17 protein-coding genes and 1 pseudogene are annotated in these 26,455 nt (G+C 71.2%); 11 read left to right on the top strand and 7 right to left on the bottom strand.

Features of this window, described 5'->3' with window-relative positions; all coding sequences use genetic code 11:
• The first annotated feature begins 36 nt into the window (after positions 1–36).
• The 6 genes from ACQP2F_RS40455 to gatB all read left to right on the top strand — a co-directional run bounded on the left by ACQP2F_RS40455 (position 37) and on the right by gatB (position 9,765).
• Positions 37–1,026 (top strand): methionine synthase, encoded by a 990-nt coding sequence (locus tag ACQP2F_RS40455; RefSeq protein ID WP_433297226.1) that lies wholly within the window; start codon positions 37–39, stop codon positions 1,024–1,026.
• Between the two features lie 41 nt (positions 1,027–1,067).
• Complete coding sequence (gene ligA / locus ACQP2F_RS40450; RefSeq protein ID WP_433297224.1) at positions 1,068–3,578, top strand: NAD-dependent DNA ligase LigA; 2,511 nt, start codon at positions 1,068–1,070, stop codon at positions 3,576–3,578.
• A 618-nt stretch (positions 3,579–4,196) separates the two neighbouring features.
• The gene (locus ACQP2F_RS40445) at positions 4,197–6,149 is read left to right on the top strand and encodes a putative bifunctional diguanylate cyclase/phosphodiesterase (RefSeq protein WP_433307806.1); all 1,953 of its coding nucleotides are present in this window, start codon (positions 4,197–4,199) and stop codon (positions 6,147–6,149) included.
• Positions 6,150–6,498: 349 nt separating this feature from the next.
• A complete protein-coding gene (gene gatC, locus ACQP2F_RS40440) occupies positions 6,499–6,795 on the top strand; it encodes an Asp-tRNA(Asn)/Glu-tRNA(Gln) amidotransferase subunit GatC (protein ID WP_020518092.1) in 297 nt (98 codons plus the stop codon).
• 1 nt (position 6,796) lies between these two features.
• Positions 6,797–8,275 (top strand): Asp-tRNA(Asn)/Glu-tRNA(Gln) amidotransferase subunit GatA, encoded by a 1,479-nt coding sequence (gene gatA / locus ACQP2F_RS40435; protein ID WP_433297221.1) that lies wholly within the window; start codon positions 6,797–6,799, stop codon positions 8,273–8,275.
• Positions 8,272–9,765, top strand: a complete 1,494-nt coding sequence (gene gatB, locus ACQP2F_RS40430; RefSeq protein ID WP_433297219.1) for an Asp-tRNA(Asn)/Glu-tRNA(Gln) amidotransferase subunit GatB — start codon at positions 8,272–8,274, stop codon at positions 9,763–9,765. The genes gatA and gatB overlap by 4 nt, the downstream gene beginning before the upstream one ends.
• A 42-nt stretch (positions 9,766–9,807) precedes the next feature.
• Here gatB and ACQP2F_RS40425 read toward each other — a convergent pair whose 3' ends face one another.
• The 5 genes from ACQP2F_RS40425 to ACQP2F_RS40405 form a co-directional block, all read right to left on the bottom strand.
• Complete coding sequence (locus tag ACQP2F_RS40425) at positions 9,808–10,542, bottom strand: MerR family transcriptional regulator (protein WP_433297216.1); 735 nt, start codon at positions 10,540–10,542, stop codon at positions 9,808–9,810.
• Between the two features lie 200 nt (positions 10,543–10,742).
• The gene (locus tag ACQP2F_RS40420; protein WP_433297214.1) at positions 10,743–12,125 is read right to left on the bottom strand and encodes a serine hydrolase domain-containing protein; all 1,383 of its coding nucleotides are present in this window, start codon (positions 12,123–12,125) and stop codon (positions 10,743–10,745) included.
• Between the two features lie 34 nt (positions 12,126–12,159).
• Positions 12,160–13,758: a metallophosphoesterase family protein gene (locus ACQP2F_RS40415; protein WP_433297212.1), complete on the bottom strand. Its 1,599-nt coding sequence runs from the start codon at positions 13,756–13,758 to the stop codon at positions 12,160–12,162.
• 47 nt (positions 13,759–13,805) lie between these two features.
• A complete protein-coding gene (locus ACQP2F_RS40410) occupies positions 13,806–14,972 on the bottom strand; it encodes a PQQ-dependent sugar dehydrogenase (RefSeq protein WP_433297210.1) in 1,167 nt (388 codons plus the stop codon).
• Between the two features lie 60 nt (positions 14,973–15,032).
• The gene (locus ACQP2F_RS40405; protein WP_433297208.1) at positions 15,033–15,407 is read right to left on the bottom strand and encodes a PH domain-containing protein; all 375 of its coding nucleotides are present in this window, start codon (positions 15,405–15,407) and stop codon (positions 15,033–15,035) included.
• A gap of 156 nt (positions 15,408–15,563) precedes the next feature.
• On the opposite strand from ACQP2F_RS40405, the gene ACQP2F_RS40400 reads away from it, so the two are divergent.
• Complete coding sequence (locus ACQP2F_RS40400) at positions 15,564–18,188, top strand: putative bifunctional diguanylate cyclase/phosphodiesterase (protein ID WP_433297206.1); 2,625 nt, start codon at positions 15,564–15,566, stop codon at positions 18,186–18,188.
• A gap of 213 nt (positions 18,189–18,401) precedes the next feature.
• Here the strand turns inward: ACQP2F_RS40400 and ACQP2F_RS40395 are convergent, their stop codons facing one another.
• Positions 18,402–19,412: a LacI family DNA-binding transcriptional regulator gene (locus tag ACQP2F_RS40395; protein WP_433297204.1), complete on the bottom strand. Its 1,011-nt coding sequence runs from the start codon at positions 19,410–19,412 to the stop codon at positions 18,402–18,404.
• Between the two features lie 332 nt (positions 19,413–19,744).
• On the opposite strand from ACQP2F_RS40395, the gene ACQP2F_RS40390 reads away from it, so the two are divergent.
• The 4 genes from ACQP2F_RS40390 to ACQP2F_RS40375 all read left to right on the top strand — a co-directional run bounded on the left by ACQP2F_RS40390 (position 19,745) and on the right by ACQP2F_RS40375 (position 25,472).
• The gene (locus ACQP2F_RS40390; RefSeq protein ID WP_433297201.1) at positions 19,745–21,019 is read left to right on the top strand and encodes an ABC transporter substrate-binding protein; all 1,275 of its coding nucleotides are present in this window, start codon (positions 19,745–19,747) and stop codon (positions 21,017–21,019) included.
• A gap of 63 nt (positions 21,020–21,082) precedes the next feature.
• The gene (locus ACQP2F_RS40385) at positions 21,083–22,063 is read left to right on the top strand and encodes a carbohydrate ABC transporter permease (RefSeq protein WP_433297199.1); all 981 of its coding nucleotides are present in this window, start codon (positions 21,083–21,085) and stop codon (positions 22,061–22,063) included.
• Positions 22,060–22,914, top strand: coding sequence for a carbohydrate ABC transporter permease (locus ACQP2F_RS40380; protein ID WP_433297197.1), 855 nt, complete (start codon positions 22,060–22,062; stop codon positions 22,912–22,914). The genes ACQP2F_RS40385 and ACQP2F_RS40380 overlap by 4 nt, the downstream gene beginning before the upstream one ends.
• Positions 22,914–25,472, top strand: a complete 2,559-nt coding sequence (locus tag ACQP2F_RS40375; RefSeq protein WP_433297195.1) for a glycoside hydrolase family 2 protein — start codon at positions 22,914–22,916, stop codon at positions 25,470–25,472. Before ACQP2F_RS40380 ends, ACQP2F_RS40375 begins: the two co-directional genes overlap by 1 nt.
• A 328-nt stretch (positions 25,473–25,800) precedes the next feature.
• Here the strand turns inward: ACQP2F_RS40375 and ACQP2F_RS40370 are convergent.
• A pseudogene (locus ACQP2F_RS40370) lies at positions 25,801–26,376 on the bottom strand (helix-turn-helix domain-containing protein); the annotation flags it as partial.
• Between the last annotated feature and the right edge of the window lie 79 nt (positions 26,377–26,455).

Below are 26,455 nucleotides of genomic sequence, written 5' to 3'. Positions count from 1 at the left end.
CGGGCGCGGTCGCGTCCGAGGCCGCGGCGGTGGCTCGTGCCTGAGTTTCCGTGGCCGGCCGGGGCGGCGACCGGGATCGGGTCGCTGCCCGGCACCGACATCGCCGAGGCGCAGCGCATCGTCTTCGGGGAGCTGCCCGAGCTGCCGCACCTGCCGGAGCTGCCCGCGCGCGGTCCCGGGGCCGACATGATCGGGCGGAGCGCCGGGTTTCTGGTCGAGTTGCCGGTGCAGCTCTACGCCGGCCGGTGGCAGATGGCGCCGCGGCCGGGTGCGGACCTGCGCCGCACCGCCGACCTGCTCGAACGCGACCTCGACCAGGCGACCGAGCAGGGTGACGGCTTCGCCGGGACGTTCAAGCTGCAGTCGGCGGGGCCGTGGACCCTCGCGGCCGGCATCGACCTGCAGATCGGCGGCCGGGTGCTGCGCGACCCGGGTGCGGTGCGCGACCTGACCGACTCGCTGGCCGAGGGGCTGCGGCGGCACGTCGACGAGGTGCGCAAGCGGCTGCCGCGCGCGTCCATCCTGCTGCAGCTCGACGAGCCGTCGCTGCCCGCGGTGCTGGCCGGGCAGGTGCCGACCGAGAGCGGGCTGAGCGCCTACCGCGCGGTCGACTCGCCGGACGCGGCGAGCGCCCTCCGCACGGTGGTGGAGGCCGTCGGCGTGCCGGTTGTCACCCACTGCTGCGCTCCCGGCGTACCGCTGCAGGTCTTCCGGGATGCACAGGCCGCGGCCGTCGCGCTCGACCTCTCGTTGCTCAAAGATCTTGATCCGCTCGGTGAGGCGATCGAGGCCGGCCTCGGGCTCTTCGCCGGCGCCGCGCCCACCCGGCCGTCCGGCGCCATCACCGGCAAGCAGGTGGCCGAGCGGGTCACCAAGCTGTGGACCAGGCTCGGCTTCCCGCCCGCACGGCTCCCCGAACAGGTCGTCGTCACCCCGGCCTGCGGTCTCGCCGGCGCGCCCGAGCCGTACGTCCGCGCCGTGCTCACCGCCTGCCGCGAGGCCGGACGCCGCCTGGCCGAGGCCTGATCCCGCCGCGCCGCGTTGTCCTCGTCGGCGGACCCCGAAAAATGTCAGGGGTGGGGGCTACCGTGCCTCTTAGCCGAAGCGAGATGGAGGTTCCGGTGGCCGACAGGGCGGATGTGCAGCGTGACGGGCAGTCGACGGCCGAGGTCGAGGAGCTGTCGTCCGGGCCGACCCCGGAGCAGGAGGCCGCCGCCGGTAAGGACCCGACGCCCGAGGTGAGCGCTCAGCACGCCGAGCTGGCCGACGAGCTGCGCGGCCACCAATATCGCTACTACGTGCTCGACTCGCCGACCATCTCCGACGCCGAGTTCGACAAGAAGCTGCGCGAGCTCGAGGCGATGGAGGCGGAGTATCCGGCTCTCCGCACCCCCGACTCGCCGACGCAGAACGTGGGCGGCACGTTCTCCACCACGTTCACCCCGGTGCAGCACGCCGAGCGCATGCTCTCGCTCGACAACGTCTTCGACGAGGCCGAGCTGGGCGCCTGGGCCGAGCGCACGGTGCGCGACGCGGGCGGGCCGGTGGAGTTCATCTGCGAGCTCAAGGTCGACGGGCTCGCGATCAATTTGACGTACGAGAAGGGTCGTCTCGTCCGCGGCGCCACCCGTGGCGACGGCCGCACCGGTGAGGACGTCACGCCCAACGTGCGCACGATCCGTGAGATCCCCGAGCGGGTGGCCGGCGACAACCCGCCCGACCTGCTCGAGGTGCGCGGCGAGATCTACTTCCCGGTCTCGGCCTTCGCCGACCTCAACGCGTCGCTGGTCGAGCAGGGCAAGGCGCCGTTCGCCAACCCGCGTAACGCGGCGGCCGGCAGCCTGCGCCAGAAGGATCCCCGCATCACGGCGTCCCGCGGGCTGCGCATGGTGGTGCACGGCATCGGGGCGCGGGTCGGGTTCACGCCGACTTCGCAGTCTCATGCGTACGAAGCCTTGAAGGCCTGGGGTCTGCCGACGAGCGAGCGGTGGAAGCTGGTCGATGACCTGGCCGGCGTCCACGAGTACATCGCGTATTACGGCGAGCACCGGCACGACGTCGAGCACGAGATCGACGGCGTCGTGGTCAAGGTCGACTCGGTGTCGATCCAGGGCCGGCTGGGCACGACCAGCCGGGCGCCGCGCTGGGCCATCGCGTACAAGTATCCGCCCGAGGAGGTCACCACCAAGCTGCTCGACATCGCGGTGAATGTCGGGCGCACCGGCCGGGTGACGCCGTTCGCGGTCCTCGAGCCGGTCAAGGTGGCTGGGTCGACGGTGGCCCAGGCGACGCTGCACAACGCGCGCGAGGTCGAGCGCAAGGGCGTGCTCATCGGCGACACGATCGTGCTGCGCAAGGCCGGCGACGTGATCCCCGAGGTGCTCGGCCCGGTGATCGACCTGCGGCCCGACGACGCCCGCGCGTTCGTGATGCCGACCGAGTGCCCCGCCTGCGGCACGAACCTGGCGCCGGCCAAGGAAAGCGACATCGACATCCGCTGCCCCAACACGCGCTCGTGCCCGGCGCAGCTGCGCGAGCGGGTGTTCCACCTGGCCGGCCGCGGCGCGTTCGACATCGAGGTGCTCGGCTACAAGGCGGGGCAGGCCCTGCTCGACTCCGGCGTCATCACCGACGAGGGCGACCTGTTCTCGCTCACCGCCGACCAGTTGCGCCAGTCGCCGTTCTTCGTCAACCAGGACGGCAGCCTCGGCAGCAACGCGGTGCGCCTGCTCGACAACTTGGAAAAGGTCAAGGACCAGCCCCTGTGGCGCGTGCTCGTGGCCCTCTCCATCCGACACGTCGGCCCGACCGCGGCCCAGGCGCTGGCCCGCGAGTTCGGCTCGATGGAGGCGATCGAGCGGGTGGTCGCCACGCCGCCGCCCGTTCCCGAGCCGGCCACGGGTTCGGCCGCCGAGCCGCCCGCCGCGTCGGTCTCCTCTTCCGAGCTTGACGCCGCGTCGCTCTCCTCTTCCGAGCTTGACGCCGCGTCGGTCTCCTCCTCCGAGCTCGACGCCGCGTCGGTCTCGTCCCCCGAGCCGGGCGCCGCGTCGGTCTCCTCCTCCGAGCTTGACGTCGCGTCGGTCTCCTCCGAGCCGGGCGTCGAGCCGGCGGGCGGCAAGCGCAAACCCAAGGCCGAGCCTGACGTCCTGTCCGCGGTCGAGGGCGTGGGCCCGACGATCGCCGAGAGCCTGCGCGAGTGGTTCACGGTCGACTGGCATCGCGAGATCGTCCGCAAGTGGCGCGAGGCCGGCGTGCGAATGGCCGACGAACGCGTCGACGAAGGCCCCCGCCCGCTCGAGGGCATGACGGTCGTGGTCACCGGCACGCTGGCCGGCTATTCGCGAGACCAGGCGACCGAGGCCGTGACGTCCCGGGGTGGCAAGGTGAGTGGTTCGGTCTCGAAGAAGACGGCCTTCGTGGTGGTGGGCGACAACCCGGGCAGCAAATACGACAAGGCTTTGTCGCTGAAGGTTCCGGTGCTGGACGAGGCGGCCTTCGGGGTGCTTCTGGCCGAAGGCCCGGAGGCGGCGAGGGCGGTGGCCGAGGTGGCCCCGGAGGCACCGGCGGCGGAGAGCTGACGGCGGTCGCTTTCCGGCGGTTTCGGGGCGCCGCTGCGGCTCGGGCTGGCAACGCGGTCGGGCATGGCGGCGCGGTCGGGGCATCGCAACCGCTCCGGAGGTGGGCTGAACGCTGCTTCGGCGAGGGCTGGAGCGTCACTCGGATGGGGGAATTCGCGGAGATTGAGCGTTTAAGGGCTTATGCCGATTTGATAACGCCGAAGCGGTTTAGCGGTCAACGGACAATGCGGATCTATGGTGAAAACCTAGGTAGATCGCCACTGTGGAGGCCGCATGGACGCCGCACGTCCGCGCAAGCGCGCGCTCGGTGACGGCATGGGCGAGAGCCCGGCGTCGGCCTCGCACGTAGGGGAAGCCTCGGCTGCCGGCCAGCACGGGGCGGGCTCGGGAGCGGGCGCGCACGGGGCGGGCTCGGGAGCGGGCGCGCACGCTGGGCGGCGGGTTGCGGCCGACGTGGCGGAACCTGGCCCGGGCGCCTGTGCCGGCCGTCAATGGCATGTGTCGAAGGAGCGGCGGCGGGCTCTGGTAGCCACGGCCGGGGTTGCGGTTGTGGTCGATGCGCTGCTGTGGGCCTTCGGGCGCGATGCCTTCGGGGGACTGCCGGGAGCCTACTGGCTGATGGCGGTGCTCGCGGTGGTGGTCGACGCGCGGCCCTATGTGGTTGCTGATCGGCGGGCCAGCTCGGTCATCCTGCCGTCGATCTGCTTCACCTTCGCGATCGCGCTGGCGTGGGGGATCGGGCCGGCCCTGGCCGTGCAAGTGGTGGCCGTGACGGTGGCCGGCATGCGGATGCGGCTGGCCGTGCGGCGGACGCTTCATCTCGCGCTGCAGCATGCGGTGGCTCTGGGGGCCGCGGCGGCGGTCGCGGGGCTGGTCTCGCTGCACATCGGGCCCGAGCCGGACTGGGACGACGCGCTCCTGACCGTTGCGGCGGCAGCGGCCTGGATTCTGGCGAGATATGGGCTTGCGGCGCTGGTTGCCCGGGTCAACTCGCATCGGCGGCGGCTGCGGGCCCGGCGGCAGGGGGTCGAGGTGCTGGCGACGGCGGCGCTGTTGCTGCTCGGGCCGGTGGTGCTGGCAACCGCCCAGGTCGGGCTGGCGTTCGTGCCGTTGGTGCTGCTGGCGCTGCATGCGGTGCATCGGATGGTGCGGTCGGCGGGTGAGTCGGAGCGGGCGGCGCGGGTCGATGCGCTGACCGGGCTGCCCAATCGGCGGGCCCTGCAGGCGTCCGTCAACGACCCGCGCGGGCTGGGCGGCGAGACCGGCGACCGGCGCGGCCGAAGAGGCGGGCGGGAGAACGGGCGGGGGGAACGGAACGGCGGGACGCAACGGGCGCTGCTGCTTCTGGACCTCGACCGGTTCCGTACGGTCAACGACGCCCTCGGGCACCGGGTCGGCGACCGGCTGCTGGTGGAGGTGGCCCGCCGGCTGGCCGAGGTGGTCCCGGCGCACGATCTGGTCGTCCGGCTCGGCGGGGACGAGTTCGCGGTCCTGGCCAACCGGGTGGACGGGGCGCCGGAAGCGCGGCGGATCGCGTCCCATCTGGCCGAGGCGCTCAACCGGCCGTTCGCGCTGGACGGGCTTCCGGTCGACGTCAGCGCCTCGATCGGGATCGCGCTGCAGGGGTCGCCGGGGGACGACTGCGCGGTCCTGCTGCGCGAGGCCGAGGCCGCCATGTACGACGCGAAGCAGCGCGGGGACCAGATCTCGGTCTACGGGCCGGACGCGGCCCACCACTCGCCCGATCGGCTGGCGCTGCTGGCCGACCTGCGGCGGGCGCTGCTCCAGGACGCGCCCGACGACGGGATCATGCTCTTCTACCAGCCCCAGATCGCGATCGCGACCGGTGCGGTGGTGGGGGTGGAGGCGCTGCTGCGGTGGCAACATCCGGAGCGCGGGCTGGTCGGGCCGGAAGAGCTGATCCGGGTGGCCGAGCCGACGCCGGTGATGCGGCTGCTCACCCAGCGGGTGCTGCACGACGTGGTGCGCCAGCTGGCGATCTGGCGGGAGGCGGGACGGCCCCTGCGGGCCGCGGTCAACGTGAGCGCGCGGGACCTTCATGCCGGTGGCATCGCCGATCGGGTGGAGGAGCTGCTTCTCCGGTACGCCGTTCCGGCCGACCTTCTGCAGCTGGAGATCACCGAGAGCGCGCTCATGGCCGACCCGCACCGGGTGCTGAACACGATCACGCGGCTGGACCGGATGGGCGTCGCGATCTCGCTCGACGACTTCGGCACCGGATATTCCTCGCTGCAGCACCTGCGCCGGCTGCCGCTGGCCGAGGTGAAGATCGACCGATCGTTCGTGCTGGGCATGGCGACCGACCGGGGCGACGCCGCGATCGTCCGTTCGGTGATCGACCTGGCCGAGGCGCTCGGCCTGCGGGCGGTGGCCGAGGGGGTCGAGGACGAGCGCACCTGGCGGCTGCTCGCCGAGGCCGGCTGCCACGCGGCCCAGGGCTGGTTCCACGCCCGGCCGATGCCGCCCGACGAGCTGGGCACCTGGCTCGCCAAGTACCGCCCGATCCGCCCCGGCCGCACCCCGGTCCCGTTGCCGAGCCCGTCCAACTGACGCCTCCGGGCAATCGATATAGTTGGATATACGGGGCTTGGCATTAATCCCCACCTGCGCACGCGTGGTAGCCCGGGCAGGTCCCGCCCGCGGTCGGCGACGACCGCGGGGTGCCTTGGGCGCAACCACTCACGCAGGTCGCCCGGGTGGGCCGAGCGTTCTGGGCGCGCCAGCGCCCTGCTCGGCCCGCCCGGGTCCCGGCGGGAGCAACGGTCCGTACTCCCCACCCACGCACGACATGATGAATTTGATCTTCGGTTTGAGGGTTCTCGGAGTCCCGGCGCGGAAGCGTAATCGCCAGAGAAATAGACTCGCCCTGTCAGCTTCGGACCGGAGAAAGTAGGAAGCGATGGCCATCTCCCGCGAAGAGGTCGCGCATCTCGCGCGCCTGTCGCGGCTCGCCGTGACCGAGCAGGAACTGGATCAGTTCGCGGGGCAGCTCGACGTGATCCTGCAGTCGGTGGCGCGGGTCGGCGAGGTGGCCGCGGACGACATTCCGCCCACCTCGCACTCCGTGCCGCTGACGAATGTCTACCGCGACGACGTCCCGCAGCCCTGTCTCACGCAGGAGGAGGCGCTCTCGGGTGCGCCCGACGCGTTCGAGGGTCGCTTCCGGGTGCCGCGGATCCTGGACGAGGAGGCCTGAGATGACCGATCTGATCCGGATGTCGGCGGCCGAGCTCGCCAGCAAGATCAAGAGCAAGGAGGTCTCGGCCGTCGAGGTGGCGCAGGCTCATCTCGATCGCATCGAGGCCGTCGACTCTCGCGTCCACGCGTTCCTGCATGTCGACCGTGAGGGCGCCCTCGAGGCCGCGGCGCGTGTCGACAAGGGCGAGGTCAGCGGGCCGCTGGCGGGCGTGCCGGTCGCGGTGAAGGACGTGATCGCGACCAAGGGCGTGCCGACCACCGCGGCGTCGAAGATCCTCGAGGGGTGGCGGCCGCCCTACAGCGCCACCATCGTCGAGCGGCTGCAGGCGGCCGGCACGGTGATGCTGGGCAAGACCAACATGGACGAGTTCGCGATGGGCTCCTCCACCGAATACAGCGCTTACGGGCCCACCAACAACCCGTGGGATCTCGGCCGCATCCCGGGCGGCTCGGGCGGCGGGTCGGCGGCGTCGCTGGCCGCCTACGAGGCGCCGCTGGCCATCGGCACCGACACCGGCGGCTCGATCCGGCAGCCGGGCGCGGTGACCGGCACCGTCGGGGCGAAGCCGACCTATGGCGGCACGTCCCGCTACGGCCTGATCGCGTTCTCCTCGTCGCTGGACACCCCCGGCCCGTGCGCGCGCACCGTCGAGGACGCGGCGCTGCTGCACTCGGTCATCGCCGGGCACGACCCGCGCGACTCGACCTCGATCCCGCAGCCGGTGCCGGACGTGGTGGGCGCGGCCCGCCTCGGCGCGAGCGGCGACCTGAGCGGCGTCAAGCTCGGGCTGGTCAAGGAGTTCGCGGGCGACGGCTCCGAGCCGGGCGTGGCCGCGGCCTTCCGCGAGTCGCTGGAGGCGCTGGTCAAGCTGGGCGCCGAGGTCGTCGAGGTCTCCTGCCCGCACTTCCAGTACGCGCTGCCCGCCTACTACCTGATCGCCCCGAGCGAGTGCTCGTCGAACCTGGCCCGCTTCGACGGCGTTCGGTACGGCCTGCGGGTCGGCGACGACGGCAACCGGTCGCTGGAGGAGGTCATGTCGCTGACCCGGGAGGCCGGCTTCGGTCCCGAGGTCAAGCGCCGGATCATTCTGGGGACGTACGCGTTGTCCAGCGGCTACTACGACGCCTACTACGGGCAGGCGCAGAAGGTCCGCACGCTGATCACGCGGGACTTCCAGCAGGCGTTCGAGCGGGTCGACGTGCTGGTCTCGCCGACCACGCCGTTCGTGGCGTTCCCGTTCGGCTCGCGTACGTCGGATCCCTACCAGATGTACCTGGCCGACCTGTTCACCATCCCGACGAACCTCTACGGCGGACCGGCGATCTCGGTGCCGTGCGGGCTGTCCGAGGGGCTGCCGGTCGGCTTCCAGATCATGGCGCCGACGATGGCCGACGACCGGATGTACCGGGTCGGCGCCGCGCTCGAGTCGGCGGTCGGCACGTTCACCCCGCCGGAGTTGAAGGAGCTCAACGCATGACGACCACCGCGCTTGGGTCCTACGAGGATGCCGTCGCCCGCTACGAGCCGGTCATCGGCCTCGAGACCCATGTCGAGCTGGGCACGCGGACCAAGATGTTCTGCGGCTGCCGCACCGACTTCGGCGCCGAGCCCAACACCCAGGTCTGCCCGGTCTGCCTCGGCCTGCCCGGCGCCCTCCCGGTGGCCAACCGCGCCGGCATCGAGGCGACGATCCGCATCGGCCTCGCGCTGAACTGCGAGATCGCGTCCTGGTGCCGCATGGCCCGGAAGAACTACTTCTACCCCGACATGCCGAAGAACTTCCAGACTTCGCAGTACGACGAGCCGCTGTGCACCGACGGCTATGTCGACGTGGAGGTCGACGGCAAGCAGTACCGGATCGGCATCGAGCGGGTGCACCTCGAGGAGGACACCGGCAAGACGCTGCACGTGGGTGGCTCGACCGGCCGCATCCACGGCGCGACCGAGTCCCTGGTCGATTACAACCGGGCCGGCATCCCGCTGGTGGAGATCGTGACCAAGCCGGTGCCCGGTCTCGGCGCGCTCGCCCCCGAGGTGGCCCGCGCCTACGTGACCGAGCTGCGCGACATCATCCGCTCGCTCGGCGTCTCCGACGTCCGCATGGAGCAGGGCTCGCTGCGCTGCGACGTGAACACCTCGCTCAACAAGCCGGGCGAGGAGTGGGGTACGCGTACCGAGACCAAGAACGTGAACTCGCTGCGTTCGGTCGAGCGCGCGGTCCGTTCCGAGATCATCCGGCAGTCCGGTGTGCTCGACGAGGGCGGCCGCATCGTCCAGGAGACCCGCCACTTCCACGAGGACCGCGGCGAGACCAGCCCCGGCCGCTCGAAGGAGGAGGCGACCGACTACCGCTACTTCCCCGAGCCCGACCTGGTGCCGATCGCGCCCGACCCGGCGTGGGTGGATTCGCTGAAGGCGGCGCTCCCGGAGAAGCCGAGCGTGAAGCGGGCCCGCCTGCGGGAGGAGTGGGGCATCTCCGAGCTCGACATGCAGTCGGTCGCGAACGCCGGCGCCGTCGAGCTGATCGAGGAGACCATCGCGGCCGGCGCGTCCCCCGCGGGCGCGCGCAAGTGGTGGATGGGCGAGCTGGCCCGCCGTGCCAACGAGACGGGCGTCGAGCTCGCCTCGGTCGGCGCGACCCCGGCCCAGGTCGCGGCCCTGCAGAAGCTGGTCGACGACGGCAAGCTCAACGACAAGCTGGCCCGCTCGGTGCTCGAGGGCGTCGTGGCCGGCGAGGGTGACCCGGCCGCGGTCATGGCGGCCCGTGGGCTCGAGGTGGTCAACGACGAGGGCGCGCTGACCGCCGCCGTCGACGAGGCCATCGCCGCCAACCCCGACATCGCCGCAAAGATCCGCGACGGCAAGGTGGCGGCGGCGGGCGCCCTGGTCGGCGCCGTCATGAAGACGACGCGGGGCCAGGCGGATGCCAAGACCGTCCGCGAGCTGATCCTGGCTCGTCTGTCCTGATCGTTCGGCTGCCCGCCCGGCTTGGTGATCGCTCGGTCTGCTTCAGGAAGCCGCGCGAGCCAGCCGGGCGAGGCGGGCCCACGCGGGGGAGTCGTTGATCGAGGCGGCGGCCAGGCGGGTGATCGTCGGGTCGAGCGGCGGGGCCGACTCCGTGGCGTGGGCCAGGTACCAGGCTCGGGTCCGGGCGGCGAGCGCGGGCAGGCGGGGATCGTCCGGCGACCAGTCGTAGGCCGCGTCGTAGTCGCGATAGAGCGCCTGGAACTCCGGGTCCTCGATCGCTTCCAGCTTGTCCGCGACCCACCCGGCGGCCTGCTCGGGCGAGACCGCCTGGAGCAGGATCCAGACCTCCCGCTCGAGACCAACCGTGCGATCGCCGATGCCGAGCGCCCGCAGCCGGTCGAGATAGCCGGCCACCTCGGGCGAGACGAAGAGGCCATCCCCGGCCCGCAGCCCGGCGATCCGTCGCCGCGTGCGGCCGATCTCGGCGGCCCGCGCCCGCAGGTTGTCGTCGATCTCGGCGATCGCGGCGGCGAACTCTCCCTCCGGCGCCACCAGCAACTCCTTGATGCGGGCGAGCGGCACCCCGGCGTCGGCCAGCGTCTTGATCTTCACGAGCTGAACGGCGTGCCCGGCGTCATAGCGTCGATAGCCGGACGAGTCGCGCTCGGGCTCGGGAAGCAGCCCGCGCTCGTGGTAGACCCGGACCGCCTTGATCGTGACGCCCGCATATTCGGCGAGCCGCCCGATCGTGATCAGCCGCCGGGGCGCGTCGCTCATGCGGCTCATCGTCTCATCACCACGCTTCCGGTTCGGGGCTCGGCGCCGCGGGCTGGGGAAGCCTGTGGACAACGCGCCGAAAGTGTCGGTGGGTGGTGGTTGAGTGCGGCCCCACCCAGAAGGGGTGGGCCGGGAGAGGCGCGGGCCGGGAGAGGCGCGGGCCGGGAGAGGCGCGGGCCGGGAGAGGCGCGGGGAGAGGCTCACGCCACCGCACGACGGGTCATGCGTCCCCCGGCGCAGCGGTGCGTCGGGTGACCGTCCTCGTCGCCGACGTACGAGATCAGGAACTGGCGTGCGTGGCCGTCCACGGCTTCGAGCGGCAAGCCCGCCGGGGCGAACACCCCCTCGCCGACCGGGACCCAGCGACTTGGCGCCGCCGGGAACGCGCCGCCGGCGAACTTCGTGAAGATGGCCTCCTGGGCTCCAGAGGCCGGCTCGTACGTCACCCGCTCCTCCAGCATCCCGTCGACCACCGTGACGTCCACGCGCAGCTGGTTGGAGCGGTACGTGCCGGCGTAGCGGTCGAGCTCCGCCGGCACGACGGCGACCGGCGGGAACGAGACCGGCACCCGCTCGCGGATCAGCGACAGCAACAGCTCGTCGTGCAGGGCCAGCGCCTGCGGTGCGTTGCCGAAGGCGGCGAAGACCAGGTCGAGCTGGGGCACCACGGCCAGGACCGCGACGCCCCCGGGCGACGCGCCGGACATCGACAGCACCGTGACGTCGCCGAACGGGACCAGCAGCAGGCCCAGGCCGACCGGGGGCACGTTGGGCACGCCCATGTCGTGGTGGACGGTGTGCATCGCGGTCACCGATGCGGCCGACAAAAGGCGGGCGCCGGTGGGGGCCACGCCGCCGTCCAGGTGCAGGCGGCCAAGGGCGATCAGGTCCGTGACGGTGCCGATCGGGGTGGCGCCGGCCGGACCCCACGTCTCGGGCAGCATGAACATCTCGGTCGGCCGCGCCACCGGCGGTGCGACGGACAGGTCGGGGAAGTGGCCGATCGCGGTGCTGCGGAGGATCGCGTCGGCGGCCGAGGTGGTCGCGCCCGTCATGCCGGCCGGGCCGAAGACATCCCGGGCGAGCAAGGAGGGGTACGGCAAGCCGGTCACCACCTCCAGCAGCCGGCCGGCGACGATCATGCCGCCGTTCGAGTAGCTCACGTATTCGCCGGGCTCGAAGAGCGTGCCGCACTCCCGCAGGCCCTCGAGGTAGACGGCGAGCGCGGACGGGCCGGCGGCGTCGGGGAAGAACAGGTCGGCGTCGATCCCGCTGTCGTGCGTGAGCAGGTGCCGGACCAGGATCCGGCCGGCGGTGCCGGGGACCGCGAGCTCGAACTCCGGCAGGTACTTCACCACCGGGGCGTCGAGGTCGAGCACGCCCCGCTCGGCCTGCTGGAGCACGAGCGTGGTGGTCATGACCTTGGTGATCGAGCCGAACAGGAAGCCCGTGTCGGGCCGCATCGGCGCGCCGGTGGTGACGTTGGCGATGCCGTGGGTGCGGATCTCCAGCTCGCCGGCCCGGTAGATGCCGGCCACGTAGCCGGGAACGAGGTTCTCGGTGCAGAAGGCGGTGATGTCCATGCCGCCATCGTCGAACCCTGCCCCCGGGGCAAGGTCAAGGCCCGGACGGCGAGGGGTTGTCGGACGGCTCCGGCTTGGCCCCGATCACGTTTCGCTGCATTTCCACATTGGATTCGCCGGTGCCGCCGAGCTGGATGTCGTCGTACGCCTTGAGCAGGTGATTCTCGTCGAAGTAGAGGACCGAGAGGCTCAGCGGCGTCGGTTTCTCCTTCTCCAGACCACGCAGGCCGGCCCCCCCGGTCGACCCCTCGATCATGAGCCGGGTCTCGGGCGCGGGGGCGTCGCCGGCCGAGGGCTGCGGCGCCGGACTGGCCGAGGCCGACGCGTCCGGCGCCGGGGTGGGTGCCGGCAGCAGGCTGACCTCGCGGTGGTGCAGGTGGCCGGCCAGCACGAGCGGCACGACGCCGGAGAGCGGCTGGGCCATGGCCGGGTCGTGCACGAGCGCGACGTCGACCGGCTTGTCGCTTTTCTGAATGGTGTCGGCCAGCCGGGCGCCGGAGGCGGCCAGCGGGCTGGTGGTGGGATCGTCGGGGTCGGCGGCGGCCGGCGTCTCGCTCTTGTCCGGCGTGAACTCGGGGTCGCCGATCCCCGCGATGGTGAGCCCGTCGACCGTGGTGATCGAGTTGTCGAGCACGGTGGCGTTGCGCTGGCGGGCCACGGCGGCCTGGATCGCGGTCGAGTCGTGGTTGCCGCGGACGTAGATGTACGGGACGCCGACCGACGGGATGGACGACACGTAGTTGGTCTCGGCCGCGCTGCCCCAGTCGACCATGTCGCCGGTGTCGACCACGGCGTCGATGTCGAAGGTCTGCACCACGGTGCGGATCAGCCCCCACGAGGCCGGGTTCAGGTGCAGGTCGGAGACGTGCAGGATGCGCGTGGTGTTGCCGGCCGGCTCGTAGACGGGCAGCGATGACACCGTGGTGTAGAGGCGGCTCACGTTGCTGACGATCTGCTGGAGCTGGTCGGCGTACCGGCCGTAGTTGTCGGCGATCCGCCGCGCGTCACCGACCACCGCCGGCGCGTTGACCAGCAGGCCCTCGTAGCGCGGCTCGGCGATCGAGTCGGGGCGCAGGGTGCCGGCCGCGAGGCCGAGGCTGCCGGCGGTCACCGCCAGGGCGACCAGGCCGGCGGCGGCGACCCGGCGGATCTCCCGGAAGATCAGAGCGGCGAGGATCATCGCGCTCAGGACGGCAATTCCCAGCGTCCGTACGCCGAGACGCATCACGCCGAGCCGGACATCGTCGACCGCGTTCTCGCCGGCCGAGCTGATCGCGGCCGGGTCATCGATCAGGGCCTCGGTGCGGCTCTGATCGAGCGAGGCAAGGTTGACCTTGAGATGGATCGGCCCGTCGTGGCTGTCCAGATGCAGCGAGCCCAGCGGCGGGATGTCGACCTCGGTGCCGCCCAGGACCGACGGGCTGATCGACGTCTCGGCGCGGAACGGGCCGACGTTGAGCGCGGCATGCGCGAACAGCATCGTGCCGATCACCGCGCCGCCCACGCTGACCAGGAAGATGACGGTCGCCATAGCGATCTTGCGGGTCCAGCGGTGCCGGTAGAGACGACCGGCGGCGGCCGGCGTGCCCCGGAGACGCCGGCGGAGGGCCAGCGCCCATGGCTGTTCGATCATCGGCCCATCACGTGCCCCCACCCAACGATCATCAAACCGTCCCGTCCCTAGCTGCGGCCGGCGCCGCCGTCAGAGAAAACGAGCCGGATGATCCGATCGTCGTCGGGGCCGGGGTCGCCCGCGTCCTCCTGGTTCGACGTGCTGGCCCACAGCGAGCCGTCCGGCGCCGCCACCAGGCCGCGCAGCCGGCCGTACTCGCCGGTCAGCAGCGCCTGCGGGGTGCCCAGCACGGTGCCGTTGTCGGTGATGTTGAGCAGCCAGAGGCGCTTGCCGAGCAGGCAGGCGGTGGCGACGGTCTGCTCGACCGTGGCCACCCCGGCGCAGCCCGAGTCGGCGATCGGCCAAGTGAACAGCGGACTCGTGAGCGTCTTGTCGGTGCTGACGCCGTCGGCCTTGGCCCAGCCGTAGTTCTTCCCCTTGACGATCACGTTCAGCTCGCCGTTGCGTGGCTGGCCGTTCTCACTCGCGTACATCCGCTTGGTCTTGTCCCAGGCCAGGCCCTGCACGTTGCGATGGCCGAGCGACCAGACCAGCGAGTCCTTGATCGGGTTTCCGGGCGCGGGCTTGCCTGCCGTGGTCATCCGCAGGATCTTGCCGCCCAGGCTTTTCGGGTTCTGCGCCTGCGTGCCGTTGGTGGCGTCGCCGGTGGACGCGTAGAGGAAGCCGTCGGGACCGAAGGCCAGCGCACCGCCGTTGTCGTCGGCCGAGCGGGGGATGCCGGTCAGGATCGGCTGCAACTTCCCCTTGAGCACCAGCTTGCCGATCCGGTTGTCCTTGGCCGTCGAGTAGTAGACGAAGATCGTCTTGTCGGTCGTGTACTTCGGGCTCACCGCGATGCCGAGCAGGCCGCCGTCGCCCGAGGCCTGCACCTCGCTGAGCCGTTGCACCTCGGTGACGGTCAGGCCCTTGGCGTCGGAGTCGGGGCCGACCTGGAGGATGCGGCCGGTGTCGCGCTCGGTGACCAGGGCGGCGCCGTCGGGCAGGAAGGCCATGCCCCACGGGACCTCGAGGCCCGTCGCCAGCACTGTGACCGCGACCTCCTGATCGCCCTCGGGCGCGCCGGAGTCGGACACGGCGACCGACGGTTTCGGCAGGTTGGGCGGTGTGCCCTGCTGCTCGGCGTCGGGCGGGCCGAAGCTGCAGGCCGCGGTCAGCGCCAGCACGGCGCCGAGCGACCCGGACACCGCCCTCACCCGGCGGGAACGCACCACCACGCGACCTCCTCGACTCGACGCACCCCAGGGTAGCGGCGCTGCCTGGGAAGCCCCTGCCGATCACTCGGGGTGGCTGATCTCCTGTTTGCCGGCGGCCAGGACCCGGGGGAGGTTGCCACGGGTGACGCCGGTCAGACGAATCACGTTGCCGTTGTCGAGCAGGGCCGAGACCTGGCCCTTCTCGTCCGGCGCGAGCTCGGTGACCCGCGCCCACGGCACCCGGGTGCTGCCGAAGAGCGCCTTGACCCGCAACTCGTCGGCGTAGACGTCGGTGCCGGCCCGCCAAGCCCAGGCGAAGATCGCAATCGGGATCAGCAGGATCGGGCTCAGCTCCCATTTCGCCCCGGCGAACGGCACCGTGCCGACGAACGCGATCACCGCGGCGACCAGGAGCGCGCCGGTCTTGCGGACGCGAAGGAGGGGCTTTCGTCTCACCCGGTCATTGTCCCACCCGCCGGTTCGGCGCCTCCGCCACCCGGGTTGTCCACAGGCGACGATCTCGGCGTGCGATTTCGGCTCGCCCGGCCGTAACCTGTTCCAGGGACGTTCGTTGATCCGAGACAGCTACCCCACCGCAGAGGATCCGTCGACGTGGCAGTGCAGCCCCCCGTGCACGCCCGGCTCATCGACCGGGTGACGCTTCTCGGCGTCCCGGTGGTGGCCGTGCTCGTGCTGCTCGCGGGCGTCGTGGGCAGCACCCCGCCCGCGGTCGCGCTCGCCATCGGAGTCGGCGGCACCGCGCTCTGGGCGTGTCTGCACCTGGTCCGCGCCGCGCTCGACATCCATCACGCCGACGGCACGTTCGTCGCCTGCCGCGGCGCCGGCTTCATCGGCCTCGCCGCGCTGGCCACCGGTCTCACCGCGGTGGTTCCGCTCTGGGGTCCGCCGTCGGCGGGCGTCTGGGCCACTTGCGGGTACGCGGTGACGGCCGCCCTCTTCGCGGTCGGCGTGCTCTTCCTGCCCGGCTCGGCGACGAACTGGGTGGTGCGCACCCGTCGCGCCTTCGACGGCGCGGGCCTGGGCGTGAGCCTGGCCTTCGCCGGCTACCTGATCCCGCCGGAGAAGGCGGCGCCCGCCACCACCCTGCCGGCCACCCTGATCGGCGCGCTCGGCATCTCGGTCGCGGTCGTGGCCGTGCTCCGCGGCCGTCCGCACCGGCGGCCCTCGCTGCGCTGCGGCGCCGGCGCGGTCGTGACCATGGCCGCCCTCGGCATCCTGACCACGGTGGTGGCGCTCGGCCACGGCGGGGTGGTGCTGCCGCTGCTCGGCATCCCGGTGGTGGCCGGCCTGGCCGCCTCGGCCGACGGCGGCAGCCGCCGGCATCTGCCCGCGCCCGCCCTCGAGCCGCGCAACCCCGACCAGTACCTGGCGAGTTACCCGCTGCTCGCGGTCCCGGCCGCGGTCGGCGTGATCGCCGCGCTCTGGCACCTCGCCGTGGTCCGCAGCTTCGACACGATCGGCGTGCTGCTCGGCATCGGCATGGTCGCGGTGCTGGTGATGCGCGAGCTGCTGGTGGTGCGCGACATCCGGCGGTACGCGGGCCAGCTGCAGACCGCCGAGGCGCACTTCCGCTCGCTGGTCGCCGGGGCCACCGACCTCACCCTGGTGCTCGACGAGCAGCTGCGGATCAAATGGCAGTCGCCGGCCGCTTCCCGGCTGTTCGGCCTCTCCGACGACGAGGTGGTGGGCCGCGCCTTCCGCGACCTGATCCACCCCGACGACGTGGCCGACGCCCAGGCGGCGATCGACTCGGTGCTGGCTGGCGAGCACGCCGACGGGCCGCCGGCCCTGGTCACGGCCCGCATGCGGGACGGCGCCGAGCTCTGGCGCGACACCGAGTCGACGATCGCCGACCAGCGCTCGGTGCCCGAGGTCGCGGCCCTGGTGGTGCACGTGCGCGACATCGGCGAGCGGCGGCACCTCGAGCGGACGCTGCACAAGATGTCCTACATCGACCAGCTGACCGGGCTGGCCAACCGGCGGGCGCTGATGCGCGACCTGCTGGCCCACCGCCGCCGGGCCGGCCAGCAGGGCACGCTGCTGGTGATCGACCTGCACGGGCTGGCCGAGATCAACGACACCCGCGGCCGCGAGACCGGCGACGCGGTGCTGATCGAGGTCGGCCGCCGCATCCGCACCCTGCTGGCCGAGGACGACGTGGCCGCCCGGCTCGGCGGCGACGAGTTCGCGGTGCTGACCGATGACGGCGCGGTGCTGGCCTACGCGCTGGCCACCCGGCTCGCCCGGGTGCTGTCCGAGCCGCACGAGCTGCCGGGGACGGTCGTCGAGCTGCACACCAGCATCGGCCTCGCCGAGCTGGCCGGCGCGGCCGACTCCGACCAGGTGCTCCGGCACGCCGACCTGGCCCGCCGGCGGGCCCGGCAGCTCGGCCTCGACCGCGTCGAGTGGTACGACCCCGACGTCGAGATGAAGCTCAATCGCCGGATGGAGCTCGAGCAACAGCTGCTCGGTGCGGCCGAGCGGGGCGAGCTCGACCTGGTCTTCCAGCCCGTGGTCGACCTGCGCGACAACCTGCCGGTCGGGGTCGAGGCGCTGCTGCGCTGGCGGCACCCGGAGCTGGGCACGATCCTGCCGGCCGAGCTGCTGCCGATCGCCCGGGCGGTGGGCATCGCGGCCGAGATCGACGAGTGGGTGCTCGACGCCGCCTGCAAGCACCTGGTCGCCTGGTCGACCGGGGACAGCGGTTTCTGGCTGTCGGTGAACGTGTCGCCGCGCGAGCTGCTGACGGCCCGGTTCCCGGACCGGGTGGCGACGACGCTGAAGCGGTACGGCCTGCCGCCCGAGCGCCTGGTCGTCGAGGTGGCCGAGGACTGGATCGCCGAGGACGTGCCGACGATCGTGGCGTCGCTGGCCGCGCTGCGAAAGCTCGGCGTGCGGGCCGCGCTCGACGACTTCGGGGCGGGCCAGGCGTCGCTGTCGCACCTGCGGCGGCTGCCGGTCGACGTGCTCAAGCTCGATCAGTCGCTGGTCAACACGGCCTCCGAGGGCGCGACGGGCAGCGGCCCGGCCGTGATCGACGTCGTGGTGAGCCTGGGGCGCCGGCTCGGCCTGGAGATCGTCGCCAAGGGCCTGGAGACCGAGGAGCAGATCGAGCGGGCGGCCAAGGCGGGCTGCCTCTACGGCCAGGGGTTCGCGCTGGGCCGCCCGGCGCCGGCCGAGCGCATCGAGGCCTACTTGGAGAGCCACCGAGCGTGACGGCGCCCGATCGGCGGACCGGCGGCGAGCCAGCGGCCGCGGCCGAGCAGAGACCGCGCGGTCGACCAAACCGCGCGGTCAACCAAACCGCGTGGCGACAGAGACCGCGCGGCGACAGAGACCGCGCGGCGACAGAGACCGCGCGGCGACAGAGACCGCGCGACGGCCGATCGGCAGCGACCGCGCGGCGGCTGATCGAAAGCGGGCGGCGGCTCAGCGCGGCGGGGCGGTGCTCCCGCGCGGCGTGAGGTGGGCGGTGCCGGCCTCGACGCTGCCGACGTCCTTGCCGTCGATGGCCGCCAGCAGCTCGCGGGCCGCGTGTGCGCCGTACTCGGCGATGTCTCGGGTCAGGGCGGTCAGCGGGGGATGCACCAAACTGCACAGTGGAGAGTCGTCCCACGCCACGATGGACAGATCGCCCGGCACGGTGAGGCCCATCTCCTGCGCCACGGCCAGCCCGGCGACGGCCATCACGTCGTTGTCGTAGATGATCGCGGTCGGACGGTCGGTGTCGATGAGCAACCGGCGGGTGGCCCGGCTGCCCTCCTCGCCGGTGTAGTCGGACGGGACCGTCACCGCCTCGAGCCCGAGCGACGCGCAGGTGTCGTTGAACGCCCGGGTGCGCGCCTGGGTGTGCAGCAGGCCGGGCAGACCGCTGACCCGGGCGATCCGCCGATGACCGAGGGCGACCAGATACCGTACGGCCTCGGTGATCGCGCCCGCGTCGTCCGACCAGATCTGCGCGATCTTGCCGGTATCGCCCGGCCCGCCGATCACCACGGCCGGCAGTTGCAGCTGCTGCAGGACCGGGATGCGGATGTCGTTCTCCCGGAGGTCGGTGACGATCACGCCGTCGATCCGGCGCTCGCCCCACCAGCGGCGGTAGACCTCGACCTCGAGCTCGGGCGTCGCCACGACCTGCAGGGTCAACGCGTACGACCGGGCCGACAGGGCGGCCTCGAAACCGCTGATCAGGCCCATGAACCAGGGCTCGATGCCGAGAATCCGGGCGGGCCGGCACAGCGTCAGCCCGACGGCGCGTGCGCTCGCGCCGGACAGGGCCCGGGCGGCGCTGTTCGGGTTGAAGCCGATCTCCTGGGCGATGGCGACGATGCGCTGCCGCGTCGCTTCGGACACGCCGGGCTGTCCGTTCAGCGCGTACGAGACGGCGCCCTTGGACACGCCCGCTCGCCGCGCGATATCGGCGATCGTGGGCCGCTTCACTCGGTCTCCCTCTGAGGGTCCGTCCTGCCGGTCACGACAGACCCCCGTTTCCGGCTGAAGCTTACCGGCAGACGAAATCGATAGAGCGCTCTCACGCGGCCCCACGGCGGGGTGATCAGGCGTCGAGCTGAACGCTTGATCGGTTAAGTGTTACGGCACACACGCCCGTTTGTAAACGCTGATGCGCCTACAAGTCCGTTTTGTGGTACTTAACCGGCACTGACAACGTGAGGAAATCAACCTCGTAACGTGCTATTGACACTCATCGAGGCGACGCTTAACGTCTCCACAACTTACCCGGTTCAGTAAATTCTCTCCGCCATGGAGGCGTAATGGCACGGCTTGGCAAAGTGACGATCGCGGCGGCCGCCGCGGCAACCCTGGTGCTCACCGGCTGCAGCGGGCAGAGCCTCGAGGGCGGCGGCAGCGACAAGACCGCCGGCACGGTGACCCTCAAGGTGGCCTTCTGGGGCGACATGGGCCTCGACAAGCTGAAGGCGGAGTACGAGGCGGCGCACCCCAACGTCAAGATCGTGCTCAACTCGGGCGAGTTCAACGCCCAGCACGAGGACCTGCAGAAGAAGCTCGTCGCCGGCACCGGCGCGCCGGACATCTCGGCCGTGGACGAGGGCTTCATCGTGCAGTTCCGCAGCCAGGCCGACAAGTTCGTCAACCTGCTCGACAAGGGCGCCGCGGACTACGAGTCGAAGTACCTGCCCTGGAAGTGGAAGGCTTCGATGTCGCCCGACGGCAAGCAGATCGGCCTCGGCACCGACGTCGGCGGCCTGGCCATGTGCTACCGCACCGACCTGTTCAAGAAGGCCGGCCTGCCCACCGACCGGGAGGCGGTCAGCAAGCTCTGGGGGACCTGGGACGACTTCATCAACGTCGGCAAGACGTACGTCAGCAAGACCGGCAAGAAGTTCGTCGACTCCGGCACCAACATGTTCAACCCCGTGCTCGCGCAGCAGCCGGTCGGCTTCTACAACGAGCAGGAGCAGCTGCAGATGGACGGCGGCCCCAAGGTCGCGTTCGACGTCAGCATGAAGGCGATCCAGGCCGGCCTGTCCGCCAACCTGGCCAGCTTCCAGCCGAACTGGGACCAGGGCTTCAAGAAGGACCAGTTCGCCGTCCTCGCATGCCCGGCGTGGATGCTCGGCCACATCCAGGACACCGCGCCCGAGCAGAAGGGCAAGTGGGACATCGCCTCGATCCCGGGCGGCGCCGGCAACTGGGGCGGCTCGTGGTGGACGATCCCGGCCCAGGGCAAGAACATCGACGCCGCCGCCGACTTCGTGAAGTGGATGGTCCAGCCGGAGCAGCAGATCGAGGTCTTCAAGACCGTCGGCAACCTGCCCTCGCAGCCCGCGCTCTACAAGGACCCGGCGGTGCTCGACTACAAGAAGGAGTTCATGAGCAACGCCCCGACCGGCCAGATCTTCGCGGCCACCGCCGAGAACCTGAAGCCGCAGTACCTGGGCAAGAAGAACGGCCCGACCCGGGTCGCGGTCGAGAACGTGATCACCCAGGTCCAGCAGGGCCGGATCAAGCCCGACGCCGCGTGGGCGGAAGCGGTCAAGCAGGCCGAGAAGGCCAGCAACTCCTGACCAGCGACAACTGAGAGCGGCGGGGCGGCGAAACTGCCGCCCCGCCCTTACCTAGGAGTGGCCGTGTCCCTCACCCAGCTCAGGCCGGCGCCGCAGCACGCGGCGCCACCGCGTAAACCGAGCCGGGCCAAGCTCGCGCTCTACCGGTTCGACACGAAGTTCATCCCGTACGTCTTCATCGCGCCGTTCTTCATTCTCTTCGCGATCTTCGGACTGTTCCCGATCGTGTTCAACGCGATCGTGTCGCTGCGCACCTGGCGGCTCGACGACCCGGACAAGAACGGCTGGGCCGGCTTCGCCAACTTCACCAAGCTGTTCAGCGACTCGGACTTCTGGAACGCGCTGTACAACACGTTCGGCATCTTCCTGCTCTCCACGATCCCGCAGCTGCTGGCCGCGCTGATCATCGCCAACCTGCTGAACCGCAAGCTGCGGGCGCAGACCTGGTGGCGGATCGGGATCCTGCTGCCGTACCTCACGCCGGTCGTCGCCTCGACGCTGGTCTTCGCGGTCTTCTTCTCCCGCGACAACGGCATGGCGAACTGGTTCCTCTCGCTCGTCGGCTACGGCAAGGAGCAGCCGCTCGACTGGCGGGCCGAGAAGTGGAGCAGCTGGATCGCGATCGCCACGATGGTCAACTGGAAGTGGATCGGCTACAACGCGCTGCTCTACCTCTCGGCCATGCAGTCGATTCCCAAGGACGTGTACGAGGCGGCGGCGGTCGACGGCGCCGGCCCGTGGCGTCAGCTGTGGCGGATCACCGTACCCATGATCCAGCCGGTGGTGGCGTTCACCGTGATCCTGTCGACGATCGGCGGGTTGCAGCTGTTCAACGAGCCGATGATGTTCGACGAGAACCCGCAGTCGGCGACCGGCGGCTCGGCACACCAGTTCCAGACCATCGCCCAGCTGATCTACAAGGTCGGCTGGAAGGACCTCAATCTCGGGTACGCGGCGGCCATGTCGTGGGCGCTGTTCGCCATCATCCTGATCGTGGCCCTGGTCAACAGCACGCTCACCAAGCGACTGGGAGGGGACCGGTGACGTCGTTCGTGAACCGGGCGCCGCAGGACACCCGCGGCAGCTGGAAGACGTACCTCGGCCTCGCCCTGGTGTTGATCTTCTCGGCCTTCCCCGTCTACTGGATGTTCGTGATCGCGACCAGCACCGACGCCGCGGTCTCGCAGATCCCGCCGTCGGTGATCCCGGGCAGCCAGCTCCTGCACAACCTCAACGAGGTCTTCACGATGCAGGAGGTCTACTTCACGGCCTCCCTGATCAACAGCGTGATCGTGTCGAGCGTGATCACCCTGTCCACGCTGTTCTTCTGCTCGCTGGCCGGGTTCGCCTTCGCGAAGCTGCACTTCCCCGGCCGCAACTGGCTGATGGTCGTGGTGATCCTGACCCTGACCGTGCCCAACCAGCTCGGCGTGGTGGCGCTCTACATCCTGATGGGCAAGCTGCACTGGAACGGCACGCTGCTCGCGGTCATCGCGCCCGGCCTGGTCAGCGCGTTCGGCGTGTTCTACATGCGTCAGTTCATCGGCCACGCCGTCCCGGACGAGCTGGTCGAGTCGGCCCGCATCGACGGCGCCATGACCATGCGCGTCTACTGGAGCATCGTGCTGCCGGCGATCCGGCCCGCGCTGGCGGTGCTCGGCCTGCTGACCTTCGTGATGGCCTGGAACGACTTCCAGTGGCCGCTGATCACGCTGAACGGCACCGACTTCCCGACCTCGATGGTGGCCCTCAGCGACCTGGCCAGCGGCAACTATGTGATCTACCGCCGGGTGCTGGCCGGCGCGTTCGCCGCTACGGTTCCCTTGATCGTCCTGCTGCTGATCGGCGGCCGGCAGATCGTCCGGGGAATCATGGAAGGTGCCGTAAAGAGCTGATGAGTTACCGACCTCTGCACGAAGGCTGGACGCTGTCGGGTTCCGACGTGTCTTCCCTTCCGGCGACCGTGCCCGGGTGCGTGCACACCGATCTGCTGGCGGCGGACCTGATCCCGGATCCGTACCTGGACGCGAACGAGCACTCCGTCTCGTGGGTCGGGCGGACCGAGTGGGAGTATTCGACCTCCTTTTCCGCTTCCTTGGACGCGCCTCGTATCGATCTCGTGTGTGCGGGACTCGACACGGTGGCCGCGATCTCGCTGAACGGCACGCTCGTCGGCGAGACGGCCAACATGCACCGGGGCTACCGCTTCGACGTGCGGTCGCTGCTGCGCGAGGGCGAGAACTCCCTGAAGATCAAATTCCGCAGCCCGTACGCGTACGCCGAGGAGCAGCGCGATCGGCTCGGCGCGCGCCCCAACGCGTACGGTGAACCGTTCAACTTCATCCGCAAGCAGGCCTGCAACTTCGGCTGGGACTGGGGTCCGACCCTGGTCACGTCGGGCATCTGGCAGCCGATCGGCCTGCACTCCTGGTCGGTGGCCCGGCTCGCCTCGGTCCGGCCGCAGGTGACGGTGGCCGGTGATGTCGGACGGGTCGAGGTGCGGGTGCGGCTAGAGCGGGATTCGTCCTCGCCGGCGGCCGGTTCGGCGGCGTTCGGTTCGGCGCAGGTCGCTTCGCCGGCGGTCGCTTCGCCGGCGGTTGCTTCGCCGGCGGTCGGTGAATCGGTGACCATCACCGCATCGGTCGCCGGCCGGCGGGCTCAGGCCACCGTCGACGGCATCGAGGCGCTGCTGATCCTCACCGTCGACGACCCTGACCTCTGGTGGCCCCGCGGCTACGGCGAGGCCGCTCTCTACGACCTCGACGTGACCGTCGCCTCCGCGGCCGGGGAGGTGCTCGACACCTGGTCGCGGAGGATCGGCTTCCGGTCGGTGCGGGTCGACACGGCCGGCGACGCGTTCACGCTGAACGTCAACGACGTCCCGGTGTTCGTGCGCGGCGTCAACTGGATCCCCGACGACGTCTTCGACAACCGCGTGACCCCGGACCGGCTGGCTTCCCGATTCCGGCAGGCGGCCGACGCGAACGTCAACTACCTGCGGGTCTGGGGCGGCGGCCGGTACGAGTCGGACGAGTTCTACGCGCTCGCCGACGAGATGGGCTTCCTGGTCGGGCAGGACTTCCTGTTCGCCTGCGCCGCGTACCCGGAGGAGGAGCCGTTCGCCTCCGAGGTCGCCGCCGAGGCCCGCTACCAGGTGGCCCGGCTCAGCTCGCACCCGAGCCTGGTGCTGTGGACCGGCAACAACGAGAACCTCTGGGGCCACGAGGACTGGGACTGGAAGCAGCCGCTGGCCGGCCGCTCCTGGGGCGCCGGCTTCTACTACGACCTGCTGCCGCGGATCGTGGCCGAGATCGACCCGTCCCGCCCGTACTGGCCGGGCAGCCCGTACTCCGGCGACCCGCGGCGGCACCCCAACGATCCCGGGTACGGCACGACCCACATCTGGGACGTGTGGAACACCGACGACTACACGAAGTACGCCGCCTACCGGCCGCGTTTCGTCGCCGAGTTCGGCTTCCAGGCGCCGCCCACGTACGCGACGCTGAAGCACGCGCTCTCCGACGATCCGCTGGCGCCCGACTCGCCCGGCATGGCCCACCACCAGAAGGCCATCGGCGGCGACGGCAAGCTGACCCGGGGCCTGGCCAACCATCTGCCCGAGCCCAGCGACTTCGACGACTGGCACTACCTGACCCAGCTGAACCAGGCGCGGGCCGTCGCGTACGGGATCGAGCATTTCCGCTCTTTGCGTCCACTGTGCATGGGCAGCATCATGTGGCAGCTCAACGACTGCTGGCCGGTGACCTCGTGGGCGGCGGTCGACGGGTACGGCCGCAAGAAGCCGTTGTGGTTCACGATGCGCGACGCGTACGCGGATCGCCTGCTCACCCTGCAGCCGCGCACCGGCACGCCGCCGACTCCGGGAGGCCCGCCCGGATCGCTCGCCCCCGGCGCCGTCTTCGTGCCCGATGGCGCACCGGCGCTGGTCGCGGTCAACGACGGCCGTACGCCCTGGTCGGTCGCCGCCACCGTGACCCGCCGCGACCTGACCGGAAAAGTTTTGGCCGCCGCCGCCCTGTCCGTCGACGTGGCCCCCGGCTCGGCCGCGACCGTGCCGCTCCCCGCCGACATCGCCACTCCCGGCGACCCGGCTGCGGAGCTGATCGTCGCCGACACCGGCGACAACCGGGCGCTGTGGTTCTTCGCGCTGGACAAGGAAATCGCGTGGCCGCCGGCCTCGTTCACCGCGTCGGTGGCCTCCGACGGCGAGTCCACATTGGTCACCGTCACGGCCGAGACCATTCTGCGGTCGCTCACGCTTTTCCCCGACCGGGTCAGCCCCACGGCCGAGACCGACCGCGCCGCCGTGACGTTGTTGCCGGGGGAGTCGGTGACCTTCACGGTCACGGCCGACGAGATGTTGCCGCCGCCCGCTCGGGAAGCTTTGGCCGGCCGCCCGGTCCTCCGCTGCGTGAACGACATCGCGCAGTAGGAGGGGGCCCGGATCGCTCTGCTCACCTGTCCCCCCGCAGGCGGGCAGAGCGATCCGGTTTGTCGTCCTCGGTGTCGGGCTCCTCGCCGAACTCGCCCGCCCCGGCAGCGCCGCCGAGGACGGCCCCGTCTACGCCCTGGGCTCAAGGTGACGATCCCGAGCAAAGCCGGCCAGTGTCTATGACGTCGGTCCGCGCCCTGAGCGGGCACCTTGGCGGCCAGCGTGTCGGCCGGCAGAATCTCCGGCGGCGCTGCCAGCACGCGGCCGGCGTCGGCCATCAGCGTCTTGGCGATCGGGCCGGTGACGTCGGCTTGACGGGCGTCCTCGTTCGTCGGTGCGCAGGGCGAATCACACGATCGTGCCGGCCTCGTCGTCGGCAAGCTCGAGAGCCCTCGGCGCGGGCGTCGCGGCAGGCATACGACTTGTCGGCCGAGCCGTTGTCCGATAACACCCGTTCGACGGTGGCGCCGCGGGCGGCGAACCAGGCGATCGCGTTGCGCAGTCGCCTTGGGCCCGGCCGAGGTGGCGCCGGCCGCCACCGTCGGGAATGTTGCCGTACTTGGTGACGTCCACGTGCAGCATCGCGCCGGGCCGGCCGTGCTCGTAACGGCGGACGGGTTAGCGGGTGACCCGCTCGGTGTGTGACAGCCGGTTGAGCCGGCAGCGAGTCAGCACCGCGTGCACGGTGGAGGCCGGCATGCCGAGGCGACCGCCGATCGGCACCGGGCCGAGGCGGTGTTTCCAGCGCAGATGCCGGATCTGGCGCACCGCGGACCGACCGTGACCAGCGGTCCTGCATCCCGTCGGCGCCCAGCTCGCGGTAACGCTCGGTCCAGCGTTTCACGGTCCGCCGGGACACGTCATAGCGTTCCGCCGCCCGGGCGGGTGACCAGCACACCTGGATCGCGCCACCTACTCCACCCCACCCGTGACTGGGTGGGGTGGAGATTAGGGCCCGGGTACGACAGTTCTCGCGAGTTATC

The organism is Actinoplanes sp. CA-030573 (assembly GCF_050951115.1).
Taxonomy (GTDB): domain Bacteria; phylum Actinomycetota; class Actinomycetes; order Mycobacteriales; family Micromonosporaceae; genus Actinoplanes.
The sequence above is the reverse complement of the archived record's forward strand: the minus strand, read 5'-3'. Positions and strand labels throughout refer to the sequence as shown.